The sequence below is a fragment of the Pseudovibrio exalbescens DSM 16456 genome (assembly GCF_000422785.1).
Lineage (GTDB): Bacteria > Pseudomonadota > Alphaproteobacteria > Rhizobiales > Stappiaceae > Pseudovibrio > Pseudovibrio exalbescens.
Genome location: NZ_AUGS01000011.1, coordinates 20223 through 38170 on the forward strand (window position 1 = coordinate 20223; position 17948 = coordinate 38170).

Sequence of the window (17948 nt, forward strand, 5' to 3'; positions counted from 1 at the left end):
TCTATCTAAGTTTTCTCCAGTTATTGGTGTTTAGCTTTGGGCCTGAACTTGGGTCTTTGGGGCGTAGGAACTGGTAAACACGACGACACAGGCCATCAGACACAGAACTCCGGAGACGTACCAAAGCGGATCGTAGTTCCCGAACACCAGCCAGATCATGCTGCCCGACATTGCCATCAGGCCGGCCCCCAACTGATGGAAAGCGTTGATCCAACCGAATATTGATGGGCCGTCATAGCCATAGACGCGATTACAGATGGCGATAATTGGAGGCACAGTTGCCACATCCATGACACCGAAGATGATGGCGAAGGTTACAATTCGGGTGTCGAATACCCCCACGAGAATGGAGGGCAACCAAAGAAGGGTTAGCGCGCGAACCAAAAAGGCGACGGTGAGTATCGTGCGCACATCGATGCGATCTGTCAGCCAACCTGAAAGCGTCGTGCCAAAGACATTGAAAATGCCGATCAACAGCAACACGGAGGAAGCTGCCGTGACGGTCAAACCGCATATGGTTGCCGCCATTGTGAAATGGCTCCACATGATGCCGTTTGTTGTCGCGCCACAAATCAAGAACAGAACAACCAAACTCCAGAATATGCGGGTACGCATTGCGGTGAGCAGGCTTTTGAAAACTTCTTGGTAGAGGTGCGTCTTTCCAGTGGGTGCTGCGCGGTCTGGCTGATCGACGTCTTCAGGTTCGCGCAGGAACAATGCATTGATCCCTATGGCACATGCCGCAATCAGCGCGGACCCGATGAGAGGAGCCCGCCAGCCATAGAGCTGCATGACTTCAGACCAAAATGGCAAGAGGGCGAACTGGCCGAAGACGCTAGAGGCCACAAGAAAACCGGCAATTGTTCCTTGTCGGTTCGGGAACCAGGTTTTTACGATGAGGCCGCCGTAGGCCATGGTCAGGCACCCGGTTCCAATCCCGATAATGAACCCCCACACCAAATTGAAAACAACCGGTTGTGGGAACAGGACGACAAGGGACCCAGTAACAAGCATAGCAAGTGCAATGTTTGCAACCCGGGCTATACCATAGCGCCGCATGACATATATCGAGAACGGTGCTGTCAGCCCGTAAAACAGCATATTGATTCCAATGCCGGGGCCGACTGTATCGACGCCCCAACCGATTTCCGCAACAAATTCGGTCGTTAGTAGCCCTGCAAGCGTGGTGTAAGAGCCGGCGGCGATGATACTCGTCATACAGGCGATGAGAGCACCGCGCTGAGGTGCCGAAAGTGAACCCGCACGGCTTATTTTTGCAGTTGGCATAGTGTCCCCGTTCAATCAAGCAACTCACGACTCAGTGGATTTACGCAGATGAAATGACCGAGTCCCTTGACACCACTGCGTAAAGGAACGTACTCGAACAGGACAAACTATGGTTTCTTTCGCGTGGAGTAGTTTTACTATTGAGTTGGCACAAAAGGTCGCCAGGAAGTATGCCACCACTCAACTGGATGCGAGCATTTGAGGCAGCCGCCCGCCATTCCAGCTTTAAACTTGCCGCAGATGAATTAAACGTCACACCGGCAGCAATCAGCCAACAGGTTCGCTCCCTCGAAGGCTTTTATGACGTTAAGCTGTTTGTTCGCCAGACCAGAGCCTTGGAGTTGACCCGGATTGGCAAGCTCGCTGCACCTTTGATGTCGGAAGCATTGGATAACTTCGCCGAAGCCTGCTTTGTCATAAAGAACGATATCCAGCGTGATTGGCTTACTCTCACTGCGCCGTTCACCTTCAGTATGAAGTGGCTCATGCCTCAACTGGAAAGGTTCAACGAAGAATATCCGCAAATCGAGATCCGGATAAATGCCACCGATGACCTCATCGATCTGGCGCATGGCGAGGCCGATATCGGCATCCGGTATGGCGATGGCAACTACCCTGATCTGGATGTGCAGAAGCTTATGGACGGGGCTTATCACGTAGTGGCAAGCCCGGACTTTCTTCAAAAGCATGGAGGCTTGAAGAGGCCGGCCGAGTTGTTGAACCACACCTTGTTGCATACGGACTGGCGCGGCAGCCCGGATTTTGTACCTAATTGGGAGATGTTGTTGAAGAGTGCGGGTGTGCCGGTTTCTGACTTGGCGGCGAGCAAGGCGCACAAATTCTCAAATGAAATGATGTCTATCGATGCGGCTGTTACAGGTTTGGGCATTGCCTTGGTCAGCCATGCAAATGTCAAAGACGAATTGAAGTCGGGGCGCTTGGTTAAGGTCTTTGAAGACTCGGCTCTCAACGCAAAGAAATTTGACTATTACATCGTTCGTGCAAAAGATGCGGCGGGATCCAAAAGCGCTGCTATTCTACATTCTTGGCTTTGCGAGCATGCGACGAATAGTTTGGAATAATCCATTTCTCAGCGTGTATTACGGTTGTGCTGGTTCATGTTTTTCTTACATCAGTGGGGCTTACTTTTGTTTCAGGCAAGTCATCTGTTGTCGCCGCAGCTCCCCGCGCGACTTCAGGATTGGTATCCGGGTCTGGCGCACCATCCCTGCCAAATCGTACGCTGAATGCCGGTGTCTTGTGCACCAGCCAGTATGAAATACTTGCTGTAAAGACCAGCGCAGCCAGCCCGAACAACTCAAGATACCCGGTTTTATCCATGTCGAGAATGATGACTTTTCGGGCGACAGCCATCAGCGCTGTTGCGATAACTATCTTCACATGGATCACATCCTCGCGAAGGTAGATTGTGATGTTGATGAAGATCTCAATCGCGATGAGAACGGCCATGAAGGCGCCGAATGTCGCCAAGATATCGGGGATTGTCAGTATGAATGCGGGTGGTTCCAATACCCGCTGATATAGTGTCCACGCAACATCGACGACCCCCATGAGAATAACGGCGACCATCATGATGGCGAGCAATCTCACTGCCCAGTGAATGACGCGTTGAAGCGCGATGATCAGAGGTTCTTTATCCGGGCCGTGATCATGCATTGGTGCTTTCCATGTGCTCCTTCAGGCGGGCGACTGCTTGGTGTGCCGCGTCATAGAATGGCAAAAGTATCAAGGTCGCCCCTTTCTCCCGCAGTATGTCTTGATCGTGGGCATGCTGTGTTGAGATCGCAATGCCTCCAGCATAATTCTGTTGCTTCAAGCCTTCTATAAGGGACAGGCGGGGATCTTCATGAGTTACGCCGATATCATGCTGCGGCATTGCTGACACGATCCACTTCACACCTTTCAGTGGCAGGCCAGCCACAAATGCCGGATCGCACGCATCACCGTAAATCGCTGCAGCGCCTTTATTGCGCCATTGCTTGACAACCTCCGGATTGAAATCAACGACAAGAAGCTTGAAGCCCTCCTCCTGAAGGTAATGCGCGATCGCCTTCCCATAACGCCCCAAGCCGAATACAAGAACGTCATACTGCCCTGCCGGTATGGCTTGTTTTTCCAGCTTCAACTCACGGAAGGGGTTGCGGCGCTCAAAGACACCGAGCAGAGGCTCGAGCTTCGCGTAAAGGCTGTGGGAGTAGGTAATCATGTAAACCGAAAGAGAGATTGTTATAAGCCCCACCAACGTGACCAGGCCGAGGGATTCAGCTGATACGTGGCGGAGTGTAAGCCCCATCGCCATAAAGATGAGCGAAAACTCGCTGATCTGAGCAACTGTTAGGCCGGCCAGAAAGCCGGTTCGTTTTCGATATCCCATCAAGCCCATTATGACCATTACGATGAGCGGATTCCCGATCAGGACAAAGAGAGAGAAAACGACTGCTGGGACAATTTGAGCGCCCAACAAGCTCAGATCCAACTGAGAGCCTAATGCAATGAAGAAAAACAGAAGCAAGAAATCTCTCAGGCTGGACAGGCGCGCAACAATTGCTTCCCTGAATGGTGTAGAGGCCAGAGATATGCCGGCCAACAAACCACCCAACTCCTTGCTGAAGCCCAATTGGCTGCCAATTGCCGCCAACAATGCTGCCCATGCGATAGCGAAGGTAATCAGCAACTCCTGTGAATGGGCAATGCGGCTCACCAGTGGCGTTGCAATGAAACGGATGAACAGCAAAACAAAGCCGAGCATCAAAAGACCATAAAGCATGACCGTGGCGATGTGCCCAAGTGCTGTGCCTTCAGCCCCCTCCTCCACCCCAACGCCCAAGGCGGACAGGGCCATCATGGCAAGTACCACGACCACATCCTGAACAATCAGGAATCCGATCGCGATGCGACCATGAAGGGAGTCCACTTCCCGTTTGTCTGACAAAAGTTTGACGATGATAATCGTGCTGGAGAAGGTAAGAGCTATGGCCACATAGACCGAAGTTATAACTGACAAGCCCAATGCCAGACCGATGATAAACCCTAAAACAGATGTGAAGGTTACCTGCCCCAAACCTGTAGCCAAAGCGACTGGTCCAAGGGTTCTGATCAGCTTCAGGTCCAGTTTCAAACCAACAAGGAACAACAGGACAGCGATACCCAACTCGGCCAGAAGTTGAATGTGTTCATGTGTTTGAACGATACCAAGCGCAGATGGCCCTGCCAGTACACCAACGGCAATGAAGCTGACGATCATGGGTTGCCGTAGCACCATGCCGACCAAGCCTACCGCTGCAGCCAAGGTAAGAAGTGCGGTCACTTCGTAAAACGGAGAGGTGTGGATCAGATTGCTGACGATGTTCATAGCGCCTCACTCCGTGATCGAACAAAGTACTTTTCGGTCTCCAGCACCAGAAGAACGGCTATGCCGAATGCAACAACCTGAAGGCCCTGTGGTATTGTCAGTGGGCTGGCAGAAAAGAAGATCTGCATGAACGGAGAATAAGTGAAGAGGAACTGAAGTGCTGTAACTATGGAGATGGCCCAAAGAACGGCTTTGGTACCCAGCACTCCGCGCAATGTTAGAGAGGTTCTGTGAATGTACCGTACGCTGAACAGATAAAAGATCTCCATCACGACGAGGGTGTTCACAGTCATGGTTCGCGCCGCCTCCAGACCTACTCCTTGCGCACGCGCGAGAAAGAACTGACCGAAAACACCTGCCGAAAAGATCAGCGAGACGAAGAGGATCCGCCAGACCAGAAACCCCGAGAGCATGGGTTTGTTTACGGGCCTCGGAGGTCGTTTCATAACCTGTGGCTCAGAAGGCTCGAATGCCAACGCCATGGCAAGCGCCACCGAACTGACCATATTGATCCAGAGAATTTGTACGGGTGTTATTGGCAGAGTCATTCCGGCCAAAATGGCAATGATGAGGCTCAAGGACTCGCCGCCGTTGACCGGAAGCAGAAACGAGATGACCTTGGTCAGGTTGTCATAGACAGTCCGCCCCTCTTTCACCGCGGCGGCAATTGATGCAAAATTGTCATCAGCCAGCACCAGTTCAGCTGCTTCCTTGGCAGCCTCACTTCCTTTTTGCCCCATTGCAATGCCAGCATCAGCACGTTTCAGCGCCGGTGCATCGTTCACGCCATCACCCGTCATGGCAACGGTCATGCCATGTGATTGCAAGGCCATGACGAGCCGGAGCTTGTGCTCAGGACTGGTTCGAGCAAAGACGTCAGTCTCCATTACAACCGATTTCAGTTGAGCATCATCAAGCGCATCTATCTCGACACCCGTGAGAACCCGCCGGGTCTTGTGGAGACCTATTTGCTTGCCGATCGCTAAGGCAGTTGCGGCGTGGTCGCCCGTGATCATTTTCACGGTGATGCCAGCCTGATGACACTCATTTACCGCGGTGATGGCCTCATGTCGTGGCGGGTCTATCATGCCGACCATGCCTACAAGTGTGAGACCCTGCTCCACATCTGCATATTCCAGGACAGTATGGGCTGGTTCGACCGGTTTGATCGCAAAGGCGAGAACCCGCTGCCCCTTGGCTGCAATGGTTTCTGCCTGATCTGTCCAGTAAGCGCTGTTGACAGCCTCGGTGTGGATACCATCACTCCACTGCCCCGAACACATCTCAAGTATTCGTTCAGGCGCTCCCTTGACGAAAATGAAGGCCTTTCCTTCGTGGTCGTGATTGAGCGTTGCCATAAACCGGTGTTTTGAATCGAACGGTATCCGATCAGTTTGCGTCCAGTGTTTCCTTGTGGTGTCGCTGGAACTTCCCAGTTTTTCGGCAAAAGCCAGCAGCGCGCCTTCCATTGGGTCGCCTTCGACCTGCCAAATTCCCTCACGCTCATGAAGAAACGCATCGTTGCACAGAACGGCCGCTTGAGCCAATCGCGCCAGCACCGGATGATCCGCCCCGCTGATGGGCTGATCATCAAGGTTGACAGGACCGTCAGGTTCGTAACCACTTCCGTCGACAGTGAACACATATTTTGGGGACAGGGCAGAGGCCACCATCATCTCGTTGCGTGTCAACGTACCTGTCTTGTCGGTACATATGACCGAAACCGACCCGAGCGTCTCGATTGCTGGCAGCCTTCGGACAATGGCGTTGCGTTTTGCCATCGCCTGAACCCCAATGGCAAGTGTTATGGTCAGTACTGCGGGCAAGCCTTCCGGAATTGCGGCAACGGAAAGACCAACAACGGCCATGAAGACGTCGTTGAAAGGGTGCCCTTGAACGAAATACCCCAGTGCTAAAATGACCGCTGACAACGATAGAACAAACGCTGTCAACCACTTGGCGAAAATGCCCATTTGGCGAACCAACGGCGTCGTGAGGTTTTCGACTTGAGACAGCATGCCGCTGATCCGGCCAATTTCAGTTTCGCCCGCTGTTGCCACAACAACGCCCATGCCCTGACCCGCTGTGACCAGCGTTCCGGAAAAAGCAAGGCCCAAACGGTCCCCCAAGGCGGCGTCTTCCGCAGTTACGGCTGTGGTCTTGTCGCTCGGCACAGATTCACCAGTCAGCAATGCCTCTTGGATTTGCAAGCCGTGGCTATCGAAGAGCCGCAAGTCAGCCGGAACTTTATCGCCAGCTTCCAGAAGTACCACGTCACCGGGAACAAGCTCCTCCCCCGCGATGCTAAGGCGGCGGCTGTCTCGCAGCACATGCGCGCGTGGCGCCAGCATGGTGCGTATGGCCTCCATGGCTCTTTCGGCCTTGCCTTCCTGCAAAAAACCAATCACGGCATTCACGATGACGACGGCGAGAATGACGGAACTGTCAATGAAATGTCCAAGCAGCAGAGTAATGGCCGCTGCGGAAAGCAGTACATAGATGAGAATATTGTGAAACTGCAGAAGGAAGCGCTTCGCGCCACTGCGTTTTGGCGGTTCTGGTAGGCGATTGGGCCCGATCTCTTGCAGCCGCCGGTGCGCCTCCTGTGCTGTTAGACCGTCAGCAGTTGTCTTCAGATGCTTCAGCGTACCTGGTGCAGACAGGCTATGCCATGGTTGCCGTTCCATTTATGCCCCACCCCGTCAGAACGCCTTGACCGGCGATACAAAACCTTGGGGCTTGAGTGCCATCAGCGAACAACTGAGTTGTTGGACAATGTTTTCTGCCGTGTTGCCAAACATGAAACCGGGAATGCCGGTTCGGGCCACCGTTCCCATGACGAGGATATTTACTTTGTGATCTCGGACAAACCTCGGAATTTGGTCAGAAGGATCACCTCGAAGATGATGAACGCGGTGGGGGCCGTGAATGCCCGACGTATTGATAAGATTCAGCAGCGCAGCGCGATGGTCCGTTTTTGCTTTCAGAACGGTTTCTTCAATTTTGGTATCTGGCGTTTTCACCCAGACATTCTTGCGAAGATACCCTTCGAATTCATAGTCCCAACAGGAAATGATGTGCAGATCACCGCTACAGCTATCTGCAAGAGAGCGTGAGAGCTCCAACATCCGTTTGGACAATTGTTCTGTAACGGGTTCCTGAGTTTCGGGGTCAATGGCCACCGCAACCTTGATGTGTTGGCGCGAGTGACTGATAGGCTTGCAAAGCCAGACCGGCACTGGACATTTACGCAGCAGCTCCATGTCGATTGCCTTGAAACCACCCCTTTTATCGCGAGGTTCAGCTTCTTTGATAACCAGATCATGTCCGTGTTGAATTACTTCTTGTATGACTTTTATTGCTGGCGTTCTGTCGGCAACCAAGGTCAATCTGATATCCACTGCATCATGCGGAAGCTCAAGCGCGGCTTTTGTCGTGTCAATAGATTGTTCAACTTGCTCTAACAGCAAGGTCTCATAGTTTTTCTGATAATTCGGGAATTCTCTAGGAAACTCCGGTCCCACAACCATGACCTTCAGCGGTGCTGCGTTGTTGCGGGCCAAGCTTAATGCTTGCTTCAAGCCTTCCGTATCATCTGCGGTGCCATGGCTAACGTAGAGCAAATTATGAAAATGACGCACTTAGAGGCCCCGCAACTAGTAATATTATGGGTTCTTATAAGTAATATATGTTTATTCCCCGCGGCTATTAGCATTACGGATGATGGCGCAGGATGCAATTTGCCACATTTCGGGGTCTGGCATTACTTTTGATGTATTGCGTTTAATGGTGAAATAATTATTTGATTTATATTTATGATATCCTGCAAAAACGTATATTATAACAAATTTATAATAGGATGAGTATTGCGATATCTTATTAAATCAAGATGTCGTAATAATTTTATTTGCTTCCGGCTCTGCTTTGGTCGTTTTTGGCCCTGTATGACTTGGGAAGTTAGTTATTATTCAGCCTTGGCGGGTCACTTTTTCGCGCTCACGCAACACCCCCTATGGCATACCATAGGGGGTGAATTGTTGCTCAAGCCTTGTCGGCAACGATTTGCACGATCCGCCGTGTCACATCATATGATTTCTGGAAAGCTGAAAGCGGCAGAAATTCAAAGCATGAGTGGAAGTTGTGGGCACCCGTGAAATAGTTTGGCACGACCAAGCCCATTTGTGACAAGGCCGAACCATCAGTGCCACCACGCATGGCAATTGTTTTGGCCTCCACACCTTCTGCCTTCATGGCCTCGTAGATCTGCCCGATTGAACGGTGGTCCTTGTCTACCGAGTTGGAGATGTTGCTGTAAACGTCTTCTATCGTGAATTCGATCTTCGCTTTTGGGTGAAGACTGCGGATTTTTTCGACAACTTCACCAACCTTTGCCTTGCGCGCTTCATACGAAGCCAGGTCATGGTCGCGGATCAGCATTGTCATATCACAGGTGTTCTGATTACCTTCAATGCCGCTGAACCACCAATATCCATCGCGACCTCTCGTGCACTCCGGCGTTTGAGTGCGGTCAAACTCGCCAATGATGTCCTGAGCCACGAGAATTGGATTGACCAGTACACCATAGGCCGACATCGGGTGGGCAGTCACGCCTTGGATTGAAAAGGAGACTGTTGCGGCGTTGAAAGTCTCGTAGACCACTTCTCCCAGTTCGCAGCTATCAATAGTGTATGCGTAATCGACAGGAAATCGGCTGAGATCAAGGCGCTTGGATCCAACAAGCCCGATTTCTTCATCAGGAACAAAGGCCACGTAGATATCGCCATGATCATCACCGCTTGCAACCAACTGCTCAACCAGTGTCATGATCACAGTGACCGACGCTTTATTGTCGGCGCCCAACACACTTGTGCCATCGCTGAAAATGATATCTTCACCCACGTAGCGCTGTATTTCCGGGTTGTTTTCAGCGCGTAGCCAGATGTCCTTTTCAGTGTTAAGGCACAAGTCCTCGCCTTCGTAGCGCAGGATTTGCGGCTTGATATCGGGGGACAGGCTGACATCGACCGTATCAAGGTGGGCGACGAAACCAATTTTGTCGACGCCTGAGACCGTACCTGGAAGATGGGCGGTTAGAATGCCATTGTCATCGATGTAGATGGACTTGAGTCCGAGTGCCTTCAGCTCATCAGCCAACAAGCGAGCCAGTTCAAGTTGCCCTTCGCTCGATGGAACCTGACCGGTGCCCGCCTTGCTCTGGCTGGAAATCGAGACATAACGGAAAAATTTTTCGGTCAATACCGATGTGATCGGGTTGCCCATGCTACAGAACCTCAAGTCTTTTTCTGAAATGAATGAGGGCGGCTGATGCCGCCCTGTTGTCTTTTAGTGGCTTCAAGCCGGGGTATAGACGTACCCGCTATCAAAGCCGAGGGGAATACCCAAAGCCCAGAACAGATAAAGCGTCACAGTCATCGCAATCAACAACCCGACGGTGTAGGGCAGCATCATGGAGACCAAGGTCCCCACCCCGGTTTTGGAGCAGTATCGCTGACAGTACATGATGATCAGCGGATAGAACGCAAACAGCGGTGTAGAAACGTTGATCGCACTATCAGAGATACGGAACGAGGCCTGCGTCAACTCTGGTGAGATGCCGACTGCCATCAGCATTGGCACGAATACTGGAGCCAAGATTGCCCATTTTGACGATGCAGAAGTGATCAGGATGTTGAGACAAGCCGTCAGGAACACGATGCCAAGTATGGTGATCTGCGAAGGCAGATTGATGGAGCGCAGGAAGTCTGCACCCGCCATGGCGATCAGGGCGCCGATCTGCGACTGGCCGAACACGTAAAGGAATTGGGCGCAGAAGAAGCAGAACACCATGAAGCCAATCAGAGTGAACGTAACCGACTCCATTGATTTGGTGATTTCGGAGGTATCCTTGAAGCTTCCTGCTACCTTGCCGAATACAATACCGGGCACGGCGAAAAAGATGAACAGCAGTGGCACGATGATCTGCATGATCGGTGCCTGCGGTGATGTCATGGAACCATTCGGCGCCCGCAGCATGGAATCTTCTGGGTACAACAGCACCAAAAGGCCCACCATCATTGCCAGCATGAAAAAATTCGCAATACGAAAAGCTCTGGCCTCGACCGGGGTCACGCTTTCATGAACTGCCTTGTCTTCTTCCTCCGGCTGCGTGTCCACGGGCATGTATTTTTGCAGTCTCGGCTCGACAATCTTTTCCGTTATGTACCAGCAGACGCCGATCACCCCAAAAGTGGACCCAAACGAGATGAAATAGTTGCAAAGCACATTGACTGAATAGGTTGGATCGATGATCCGAGCCGCGCTCTGCGTAAAGCCCTGCATGATTGGGTCGATCATGGAGGGTGTGAAACTTGCAGCAAAGCCCCCTGCAAGCCCCGCAAACGCTGCGGCAATGCCAGCCAGCGGATGTTTGCCAGAGGCATAGAACATGAAGGCCGCGATTGGCATCAAGAACACGTAGGCACTATCGGATGCAATGTGACTTACAACACCCACGAAAATTACCGAGGGGGTTACAAAGCGCTGCGGCGTGATGGAGAGCAATTGCTTCAACAACGTGCGCAGATAGCCGGACCCTTCTGCAATGCCAATACCCAAGGTCGCAACGATGACGATGCCGAGTGGTGGGAAGTTAATGAAATTTTTGACCAGATTCTGCGAAAGGCCCAAAAGTTCTGCGGGCGCCAGCATGTTTTTGATCTGGATGGCTTCGCCACTCACAGGATGGATGTAACCAAAGCTGATATAGGACAGAAGCCAAGATGCGATTGCGGCGATGCAAAGCGCATAGAAGAACAAGATGGTGATGTTGGGCAGGCTGTTGCCCAGTCGCTCAATAGCGCCGAGAACACCGGTTGATTGGCCAGCCTCCGGGTTTGCCGATTGTATGGACATAAGAATGTTTCCCCTCGGGCGCCGGTTGAGGAGGAACCGGCGCCGGATCCTTTTCGTAACTCTACGGTGCTAATAACTCTTGAGGCGAAACTATGGCAACGCAGGGTTAATACGGATTTTTGCTAAACCTACGCGGGTGTAACCCCTGAGAGGATTTCAGCGAAGGGCTTGCTGTCGATATTGGATCCGGTCAAAATGACACCCGCACGACCACCTGAAAGGCGGCTTTTTTCCTTCATTAATCCCGCTAAAGCGGCTCCGCCGGCCCCCTCCGCGATATTGTGTGTGTCCTTATAATAAATCCGAATGGCCTCTGAGATTTCCTCCTCAGTTAGTTGAATAATTCGCGCAGCACCGGCCCGGATGATATCCAGTGGCTCGGGTTGCGGATCCCTGCAAGCCATTCCGTCCGCGAAAGTTTTTGCGCTCGGGGTTCCAACTGGGCGCCCCGCTTCATAGGACAACGCGAATGCCGGAGCATTCTGGGCCACTACGCCCACGATCTCGGTTTTCAATCCCAGCAGATCACGCATTGTTATCAACCCGCATATCCCAGAACCCATGCCGATTGGTGCATAGACCACATCCAGATCGGCAACATCGGAGAACAGCTCATGGGCGTAGGTTGCAACACCCAAAACGAGCGCAGGATGGAACGGCGGCACGATATGGTAGGCCCGTTGCTCGGCAATACGTGCAGCAATGGCACGGCTTTCGTCAAAGTCGCGCCCGGCGCAAATCAACTCGGCACCCAGGCCTTCCATTGCAGCGTTCTTTTCCAATGAGTTGCCTTGCGGTACGACTATGACCGCCGGGATCCCGAAGTGCTGTGCGGCCATGGCAATAGACTGTCCGTGATTGCCGCGAGTTGCGGTTACTAATCCTTTTGGTAGGGCGCCAGCACGGTCCAAAGCATCAAGATAAACCAATCCGCCTCGAACCTTGAATGCACCAACTGGCGTATGGTTTTCGTGTTTCACGAAGACCTTTACTCCGCTCCGTTTTTCCAACAGTGGCCACGCATAGGTTGGTGTTGGTGGAACAAACGGGTGAATCAAATCCGATGCTCGAGATACTTCTTCAAGTGAAAATAACGTCATTTCTCCGACCTATTGGGTTGCAAGAGGCCGAAACATGCGGGCAGAGTAGCTGCGGGTCTTTCAAAAATCTGATGTAAAAGACTGGCCAGACCAAAGGGCCTTGGAAACTAGGTTGATGACTGTAGCGATGCCAATTCAACAGCGCCCCCGCTCGGCGCGGCGTATGGACGTGCCGGGAGCCAGCCTGCAACTGCTTCCGGGCGCTTCTTACGCTGTTCGCGTTACTCCTTCGCGGCCCAGGATCGGCTTCGCATTTGAAACCCAGCGCGGGTTGCACGCGTTCGGGTCCGACCGGTTGAAGGCGTTTCAGGCAAGTGCCAACAGCATGGCATATACTCCTTCCGGGTGTGATATCGTCTCTCACTCTGAAACCGGTGGTGAGTATTTGGTCGTTGAGTTTACCGACCCCTTGGCGCAATCGGGCTCAGAGCAATTTACTGGAAGAGTGATCCCGCAATCAATTGATATAGCGCGCCTACTTCGGTGCTGGTTGCTGCAAATGGATCCGGTTGATCCTCTGGAGACGGAGTACGCCTTGGAACGCTTGAAAGCGAGTGTTTTCGGGTGCGAAAATGCAACAGACGGCACAATCGAGCCAGGGCGTTGGATGACCACGCGTCGCTTGAAAATCATTGAAGATGAAGTGGAAGCGCGGCTGAACACGCAGGTATCTGTTGAGACGCTGGCGTGTGCTCTGGGTCTGTCCTCGGGCTTTTTCAGCAGAGCGTTCAAAGAGGCCACGGGCAAGCCCCCGCATGACTACATCATCGAGCGTCGTTTGGCTCGGGCTAGGCTTCTGATCTCGACGGGTGAGCAAAGCCTGGCAGAAATCGCGAGCGCTTGCGGGTACGCATCCCAAGCGCATTTGACCAGCCAGATGCGACAGCGTTTGGGTCTGACGCCAGGAGCACTGCGCGAACGTAGTTGAAGCGAGTGACATCTGGATTTCACTTGCCCCGCGTTCTCAAGCACGTTGCTTCCCCTTTCCACCATTAGGCAAGTACCGTGAGGGCCCCGGGGTGAACCTTGAAAGAAATCTCGGAGGTCAGCTCGCATTCTTCACCGTCTATCAAAGCTGTCAGGTTCTCATCGCCGTTGGACATGGCTACGTTGACTTGTTTCAATGCTTTCACAAGAACGCACTCATTGTCTTCAGCTCGACCAATCAGCGCATCAACCACCAAACGCAATGTTTGTGCGGTTGAGCCGGTCGTCGCGGCATATATTCCCAAGACCCCGCCTGCGGGATTGTCGGCAAATGGCGGCATGGCGGGGGTGAAGAGGTTGTTGGATATGGACAGGCTTTGAAATTCTCCGGAAATTTGCCAGTTTTCGGGGCCCGTCAATCTCGCATGTAGAATTGGCGGGGATGCGACGGTTTCGGCTATTCCTTGGGCTCCAGCCAGAATTTTACCGATGCGCGTTTCATAACCAAGCTCTTCACGGGTCTTAACGGCCTCATGATGTAAGCCGATGGAAAACTGATGGACGAACGGGCGGTTGCCAGCAGTAGCTATGTCGACGGATCGTGGAGAAGCCTGGGCCAATTTGTCGACGGCTTGGTCCAAATCAAGCGGCATGCGCAGTGCTCTCGCGAACAGATTCATTGTTCCGCCTGGCAGAACACCCAGTGCCTTGTCGTGTTGCCATGCAAGCCCTGCTGCAGCGGAGATTGTTCCATCGCCTCCGGCCACGATCAAGCCGTCTGCGCTCTCGTCTTGTGCGGCGCGTTCAAGCACATCTTGTAGCTCGTCAGAGTGGACGCCCATAACCTCAACGGTATGGCCATGATCAACGAAGCGTTTCTTCAACCCATCTTCGAAGTCGTCGCGGTCGATATTTCGAAGCGATCCGCTTTGAAAATTCAAAACAGCCGTGAGGCGCATTGGCCTGCCTTCCTTTAAATGGGTGCCTGCTAAATGGGTGCCTGCGCGGTTGCGATGCCTGTGATCTCGCTCTCCGGACCGAACTCTGCACCATTTCCAACCTGCATCAAGTCGCAGAGGCGACTTCTTGCCCGGTTGACGCGGCTCTTCAAGGTACCCAACGCACAGCCACAGATTTCCGCTGCTTCTTCGTAGGACATGCCCAATGCACCGACAAGCACGATGGCTTCGCGTTGGTCCTCAGGCAATTGCTTGAGAGCCGCTCGAAGGTCTTTCAGATCAAGTGAGGAGGGTTGCTCCGGCAGAACCGCAAGTCCGTCCGCATAAGATGGATCGCCGGAGGACTGCTCACGCCCCTGCTTTCTTGCTTGCGTCAGAAATTCATTTCGTAGGATGGTAAACAGCCATGCTCGCAGGTTGGTGCCGGGCTCAAACGAACTTTGTTTGGACCACGCCTTCATGAGTGTGTCTTGGACAAGGTCATCTGCCCTGTCCGCACTTCCGGAAAGGGAACGCGCAAATGCGCGCAAACTTGGCAGATGGCCGAGCAACTGAGATTTGAAAGATGGAGCTTCCTCATTCATGGTGATCTCAGTCCTTTGCCTGCTGTTTCGACTTTTGCTCCGCCTTCTCCAGTTGGTCGAGAAGGTCGATAAACCGTTCAGGAATGGGTTCTTGTTCCTCAGACTTGAACAAGTCCTTCAGCTTTTGCGAGATGGATGCGAGCGCAAGGTTCTGGTCAGGTGTTCCGTCATTTGAAACCTGTCCATTCGCGCCAGCAAGTTGCCCGTTTTCTGCGCTTTTGTCTGTCATGGATGATGCCGCCATAATCGCTAGTGTTCGGTATCGAAACGTGAGGGATGGCAAAAAGTTCCAATACGAGGGAACTTTTTCTTCTGTTCAGCGTTTGTGTCTATGTCGTCCAAAGAGGGACAGTTTGAGGTAAAAAGCATGACACTATCCGTTCGCGTCGCAACGCACCTTCCCTACTTGCGGCGCTACGCGCGCGCCGTAACTGGCACTCAAACGGCTGGTGACGCCTACGTCACAGCTATTCTTGAGGCGCTTATTGCCGATATCTCCGCCTTTCCTGACTGCCAAAATGACAAAGTAGCTCTCTTCAAACTCTTTTCCGATTTCTATCAGTCTTCAAGCGTCGATGCGCCTCAGCCAACGTCTCCATGGAAGTGGGAGCAGAAAATGGCTTCACGGTTGCAATACACTCACCCGCAGGCACGACAAGCATTGCTGTTACGCTTGATTGAAGAGTTCACAGTGCGGGAGATAGCTGAAATTCTCTCCGTCTCTGAAGAGAAGGCGCAAACGCTTCTGGAGATAGCAGAACAGGAAGTTGCCAAGGAAACCGAAGCGGATATCCTGATCATTGAAGATGAACCGCTCATCGCGATGGATATTGAGCGCCTCGTCTCAGATCTGGGCCACAAGGTGGTTGGCGTCGCACGCACAAAAGATGATGCCGTGGCTCTATGGTCAAAAGAGCGTCCATCCATGGTGCTCGCGGACATCCAGCTTGCAGATGGGTCCTCAGGCATTGATGCAGTAAATGACATCCTATCGGAAACGGACATACCGGTAATTTTCATAACCGCGTTTCCAAAGCGTCTGCTTACCGGTGAGCGGCCAGAGCCTGCCTTTCTCGTGACCAAGCCTTTTAGGGCAGATGCGGTCAAGGTGTTGATCAGCCAAGCTCTTATGTTTGGAACCGATATACCCTCCTAACAGTGTTGTTCTGTTTATTGAGCACGAAGCAGCGGCCCGTTGGTCGCTGCTTTTTTATCTGCGCCCGCGTGCTATCTGCGCAATGGTTGAGATGACGAACAACACGATCGCGACGAAGAAAACCAATTTAGCGATGGAAACGGCCGTACCGGCGATACCGCCAAATCCGAGGATCGCCGCGATTAGTGCGATGATCAGAAAGAAAATTGCCCAGGAAAACATATAGGCCTCCGTGTTTGCTCTATGTGTGACCAACTCATCGGATAAATTTTTGTTCCTTCATTCTGATTTCAGATCAATAAAAAAAATTTGGAACCAAATCCATATCCAGTGAGTTTAACAGTTGAAACCGACAGCGGAGGTTGAACTCATGGAATATGGAATAATAGGAATAATAATTCTTATTCTTGATATTTACGCGGTCGTCCAAGTCATCTCGAGCTCCGCTTCAGGAGGTTCAAAAATACTTTGGATTTTAGGAATCCTCATCTTCCCGGTTCTTGGCTTTATCGTTTGGGCCTTCGCCGGACCAAGAGGTGGCCGCGCCGCCATATAGGCAGAGCGCCGCTGGCCATTCTTACCTCGAAAACAAACGAAACACAGTAAGGAGGACGTAATGATCCGTACGATTTTGACATCCACCGCACTCGTAGCTCTTGTTGCATCGCCTGTCATGGCGGCTGATACGCCGAAACCGGCAGCAAAAACCGAAGCGCCGATGGAGCAAAGCGTCGGAAACACAAATCACAGCGAAGTCTATTTGCTGGAGGTTATGTCTCTCAAGAATGAACAGAAAATGGGCTTTCTTGCATCCAACTTGATGGGTGAAAATGTCTTCACGGCGGGCGCCAATGGCGATGAGAGCATTGGTGAAGTTAGTGACCTGATTTTGGACCAGAACGGCGAAGCAACCATGTCCATCATCGGAGTTGGCGGCTTTCTTGGCATTGCCGAGAAGGACGTGGCAGTTGACTTCGATCGGCTGCAGATGAAATCGACCGATAAAAATCAGTTCCGCATTACCACGGATTTGACCCGCTCGGAGCTAGAGAATGCCGAGGCGTTCCAACGCCCAGACTATCTGCCCCGGTGGATGTCTGAGGCCTACATTGCCGATAAGTTCACTGCTGCCAAGCAATCAACCTCAGAAAGTTTTGAGCAGGTTGGCGACACGATTGCCGACATGGGGTCGGAAACGATGAAGTCTGACTGGCTGACGGACAAGACGCTTGTTGCTTCCGATAGTCTTACCGCTGATCGAGTTCTAGGAGCCCCCGTGTTTGGGCGCACATTTGAAACGATGGGCGAAGTCGGTGACGTAGAGGTGTCGACAGATGGCAAGGTGGATGCAGTCGTCGTTAATGTCGGAGGCTTCTTGGGTCTGGGTGAGAAGCCGGTTGCACTGCCCTTCAAGGATCTGTCTCTTTACGAGGATGAGAGTGGCGCCCTGGTTGTGATGGTGCCCCACAGTCAGAAAGAACTGGAAAATGCACCAACGTATGAGCCGGCCAAATATAAGGCTGATCCATCCAGTGTGCTTGTTAAGTAATCACATTTCTTGAATACGGAACGGATGCCCCGCTTGTTACAAGCGGGGTATTTTCTGTTCGGTGTTATAGGTGCTTTTGGCATTTGCCAGAGAGTGTAATA

General features: G+C 52.3%; 17 protein-coding genes. 5 read left to right on the forward strand and 12 right to left on the reverse strand.

Features of this window, described 5'->3' with window-relative positions; all coding sequences use genetic code 11:
- Nucleotides 1-30: 30 nt before the first annotated feature.
- A complete protein-coding gene (locus G512_RS20655) occupies nucleotides 31-1287 on the reverse strand; it encodes an MFS transporter (protein WP_051269194.1) in 1257 nt (418 codons plus the stop codon).
- Between the two features lie 140 nt (nucleotides 1288-1427).
- Between G512_RS20655 and G512_RS20660 the strand changes: the two genes are divergently transcribed.
- Nucleotides 1428-2369, forward strand: coding sequence for a LysR substrate-binding domain-containing protein (locus G512_RS20660; protein WP_143181337.1), 942 nt, complete (start codon nucleotides 1428-1430; stop codon nucleotides 2367-2369).
- Nucleotides 2370-2403: 34 nt separating this feature from the next.
- Here G512_RS20660 and G512_RS20665 read toward each other — a convergent pair whose 3' ends face one another.
- The 7 genes from G512_RS20665 to G512_RS0109865 form a co-directional block, all read right to left on the reverse strand.
- Nucleotides 2404-2964 carry a phosphate-starvation-inducible PsiE family protein gene (locus G512_RS20665; protein WP_073833023.1) on the reverse strand — a complete coding sequence of 187 codons (561 nt, stop codon included), beginning with the start codon at nucleotides 2962-2964 and terminating at the stop codon, nucleotides 2404-2406.
- Entirely contained in the window at nucleotides 2957-4660 is a 1704-nt protein-coding gene (locus G512_RS0109840) for a cation:proton antiporter (RefSeq protein WP_028481566.1), read from the reverse strand. Before G512_RS0109840 ends, G512_RS20665 begins: the two co-directional genes overlap by 8 nt.
- Nucleotides 4657-7347 (reverse strand): cation-transporting P-type ATPase, encoded by a 2691-nt coding sequence (locus tag G512_RS0109845; protein WP_028481567.1) that lies wholly within the window; start codon nucleotides 7345-7347, stop codon nucleotides 4657-4659. The genes G512_RS0109840 and G512_RS0109845 overlap by 4 nt, the downstream gene beginning before the upstream one ends.
- A 15-nt stretch (nucleotides 7348-7362) precedes the next feature.
- Complete coding sequence (locus tag G512_RS0109850; RefSeq protein WP_028481568.1) at nucleotides 7363-8301, reverse strand: universal stress protein; 939 nt, start codon at nucleotides 8299-8301, stop codon at nucleotides 7363-7365.
- A 400-nt stretch (nucleotides 8302-8701) separates the two neighbouring features.
- Nucleotides 8702-9940: a peptidase T gene (gene pepT / locus G512_RS0109855; RefSeq protein ID WP_028481569.1), complete on the reverse strand. Its 1239-nt coding sequence runs from the start codon at nucleotides 9938-9940 to the stop codon at nucleotides 8702-8704.
- A gap of 72 nt (nucleotides 9941-10012) precedes the next feature.
- A complete protein-coding gene (locus tag G512_RS0109860) occupies nucleotides 10013-11572 on the reverse strand; it encodes an AbgT family transporter (protein WP_028481570.1) in 1560 nt (519 codons plus the stop codon).
- A 128-nt stretch (nucleotides 11573-11700) separates the two neighbouring features.
- The gene (locus G512_RS0109865) at nucleotides 11701-12672 is read right to left on the reverse strand and encodes a threonine dehydratase (RefSeq protein ID WP_028481571.1); all 972 of its coding nucleotides are present in this window, start codon (nucleotides 12670-12672) and stop codon (nucleotides 11701-11703) included.
- A gap of 115 nt (nucleotides 12673-12787) precedes the next feature.
- Here G512_RS0109865 and G512_RS0109870 point away from each other — a divergent pair, with 115 nt between their 5' ends.
- The gene (locus G512_RS0109870) at nucleotides 12788-13600 is read left to right on the forward strand and encodes a helix-turn-helix domain-containing protein (protein WP_051269196.1); all 813 of its coding nucleotides are present in this window, start codon (nucleotides 12788-12790) and stop codon (nucleotides 13598-13600) included.
- 64 nt (nucleotides 13601-13664) lie between these two features.
- Here the strand turns inward: G512_RS0109870 and G512_RS0109875 are convergent, their stop codons facing one another.
- From G512_RS0109875 to G512_RS20670, 3 genes are read right to left on the reverse strand one after another with little or no spacing between them, the layout of a single operon-like run.
- Complete coding sequence (locus G512_RS0109875; protein ID WP_028481573.1) at nucleotides 13665-14558, reverse strand: diacylglycerol/lipid kinase family protein; 894 nt, start codon at nucleotides 14556-14558, stop codon at nucleotides 13665-13667.
- Between the two features lie 29 nt (nucleotides 14559-14587).
- Nucleotides 14588-15142, reverse strand: a complete 555-nt coding sequence (locus G512_RS0109880) for a sigma-70 family RNA polymerase sigma factor (protein WP_028481574.1) — start codon at nucleotides 15140-15142, stop codon at nucleotides 14588-14590.
- Nucleotides 15143-15149: 7 nt separating this feature from the next.
- Nucleotides 15150-15371 carry a NepR family anti-sigma factor gene (locus tag G512_RS20670; RefSeq protein WP_143181336.1) on the reverse strand — a complete coding sequence of 74 codons (222 nt, stop codon included), beginning with the start codon at nucleotides 15369-15371 and terminating at the stop codon, nucleotides 15150-15152.
- 138 nt (nucleotides 15372-15509) lie between these two features.
- Between G512_RS20670 and G512_RS0109890 the strand changes: the two genes are divergently transcribed.
- Complete coding sequence (locus G512_RS0109890) at nucleotides 15510-16298, forward strand: response regulator (protein ID WP_028481575.1); 789 nt, start codon at nucleotides 15510-15512, stop codon at nucleotides 16296-16298.
- Between the two features lie 54 nt (nucleotides 16299-16352).
- On the opposite strand, the gene G512_RS22390 is transcribed toward G512_RS0109890, so the two are convergent.
- Complete coding sequence (locus G512_RS22390; protein WP_028481576.1) at nucleotides 16353-16520, reverse strand: DUF1328 domain-containing protein; 168 nt, start codon at nucleotides 16518-16520, stop codon at nucleotides 16353-16355.
- 148 nt (nucleotides 16521-16668) lie between these two features.
- Here G512_RS22390 and G512_RS0109900 point away from each other — a divergent pair, with 148 nt between their 5' ends.
- Complete coding sequence (locus tag G512_RS0109900) at nucleotides 16669-16854, forward strand: PLD nuclease N-terminal domain-containing protein (protein ID WP_028481577.1); 186 nt, start codon at nucleotides 16669-16671, stop codon at nucleotides 16852-16854.
- 60 nt (nucleotides 16855-16914) lie between these two features.
- Nucleotides 16915-17847 carry a PRC-barrel domain-containing protein gene (locus tag G512_RS0109905; RefSeq protein ID WP_028481578.1) on the forward strand — a complete coding sequence of 311 codons (933 nt, stop codon included), beginning with the start codon at nucleotides 16915-16917 and terminating at the stop codon, nucleotides 17845-17847.
- The last annotated feature ends 101 nt before the right edge of the window (nucleotides 17848-17948 follow it).

Bases quoted from the DNA above. Each gene is read 5' to 3' on its own strand.
- G512_RS20655 (WP_051269194.1), bottom strand. From the start codon at position 1,287: ATGCCAACTGCAAAAATAAGCCGTGCGGGTTCACTTTCGGCACCTCAG.
- G512_RS20665 (WP_073833023.1), bottom strand. From the start codon at position 2,964: ATGCATGATCACGGCCCGGATAAAGAACCTCTGATCATCGCGCTTCAA.
- G512_RS0109840 (WP_028481566.1), bottom strand. From the start codon at position 4,660: ATGAACATCGTCAGCAATCTGATCCACACCTCTCCGTTTTACGAAGTG.
- G512_RS0109845 (WP_028481567.1), bottom strand. From the start codon at position 7,347: ATGGAACGGCAACCATGGCATAGCCTGTCTGCACCAGGTACGCTGAAG.
- pepT (WP_028481569.1), bottom strand. From the start codon at position 9,940: ATGGGCAACCCGATCACATCGGTATTGACCGAAAAATTTTTCCGTTAT.
- G512_RS0109860 (WP_028481570.1), bottom strand. From the start codon at position 11,572: ATGTCCATACAATCGGCAAACCCGGAGGCTGGCCAATCAACCGGTGTT.
- G512_RS0109865 (WP_028481571.1), bottom strand. From the start codon at position 12,672: ATGACGTTATTTTCACTTGAAGAAGTATCTCGAGCATCGGATTTGATT.
- G512_RS0109870 (WP_051269196.1), top strand. From the start codon at position 12,788: ATGACTGTAGCGATGCCAATTCAACAGCGCCCCCGCTCGGCGCGGCGT.
- G512_RS0109875 (WP_028481573.1), bottom strand. From the start codon at position 14,558: ATGCGCCTCACGGCTGTTTTGAATTTTCAAAGCGGATCGCTTCGAAAT.
- G512_RS0109880 (WP_028481574.1), bottom strand. From the start codon at position 15,142: ATGAATGAGGAAGCTCCATCTTTCAAATCTCAGTTGCTCGGCCATCTG.
- G512_RS20670 (WP_143181336.1), bottom strand. From the start codon at position 15,371: ATGACAGACAAAAGCGCAGAAAACGGGCAACTTGCTGGCGCGAATGGA.
- G512_RS0109890 (WP_028481575.1), top strand. From the start codon at position 15,510: ATGACACTATCCGTTCGCGTCGCAACGCACCTTCCCTACTTGCGGCGC.
- G512_RS22390 (WP_028481576.1), bottom strand. From the start codon at position 16,520: ATGTTTTCCTGGGCAATTTTCTTTCTGATCATCGCACTAATCGCGGCG.
- G512_RS0109900 (WP_028481577.1), top strand. From the start codon at position 16,669: ATGGAATATGGAATAATAGGAATAATAATTCTTATTCTTGATATTTAC.
- G512_RS0109905 (WP_028481578.1), top strand. From the start codon at position 16,915: ATGATCCGTACGATTTTGACATCCACCGCACTCGTAGCTCTTGTTGCA.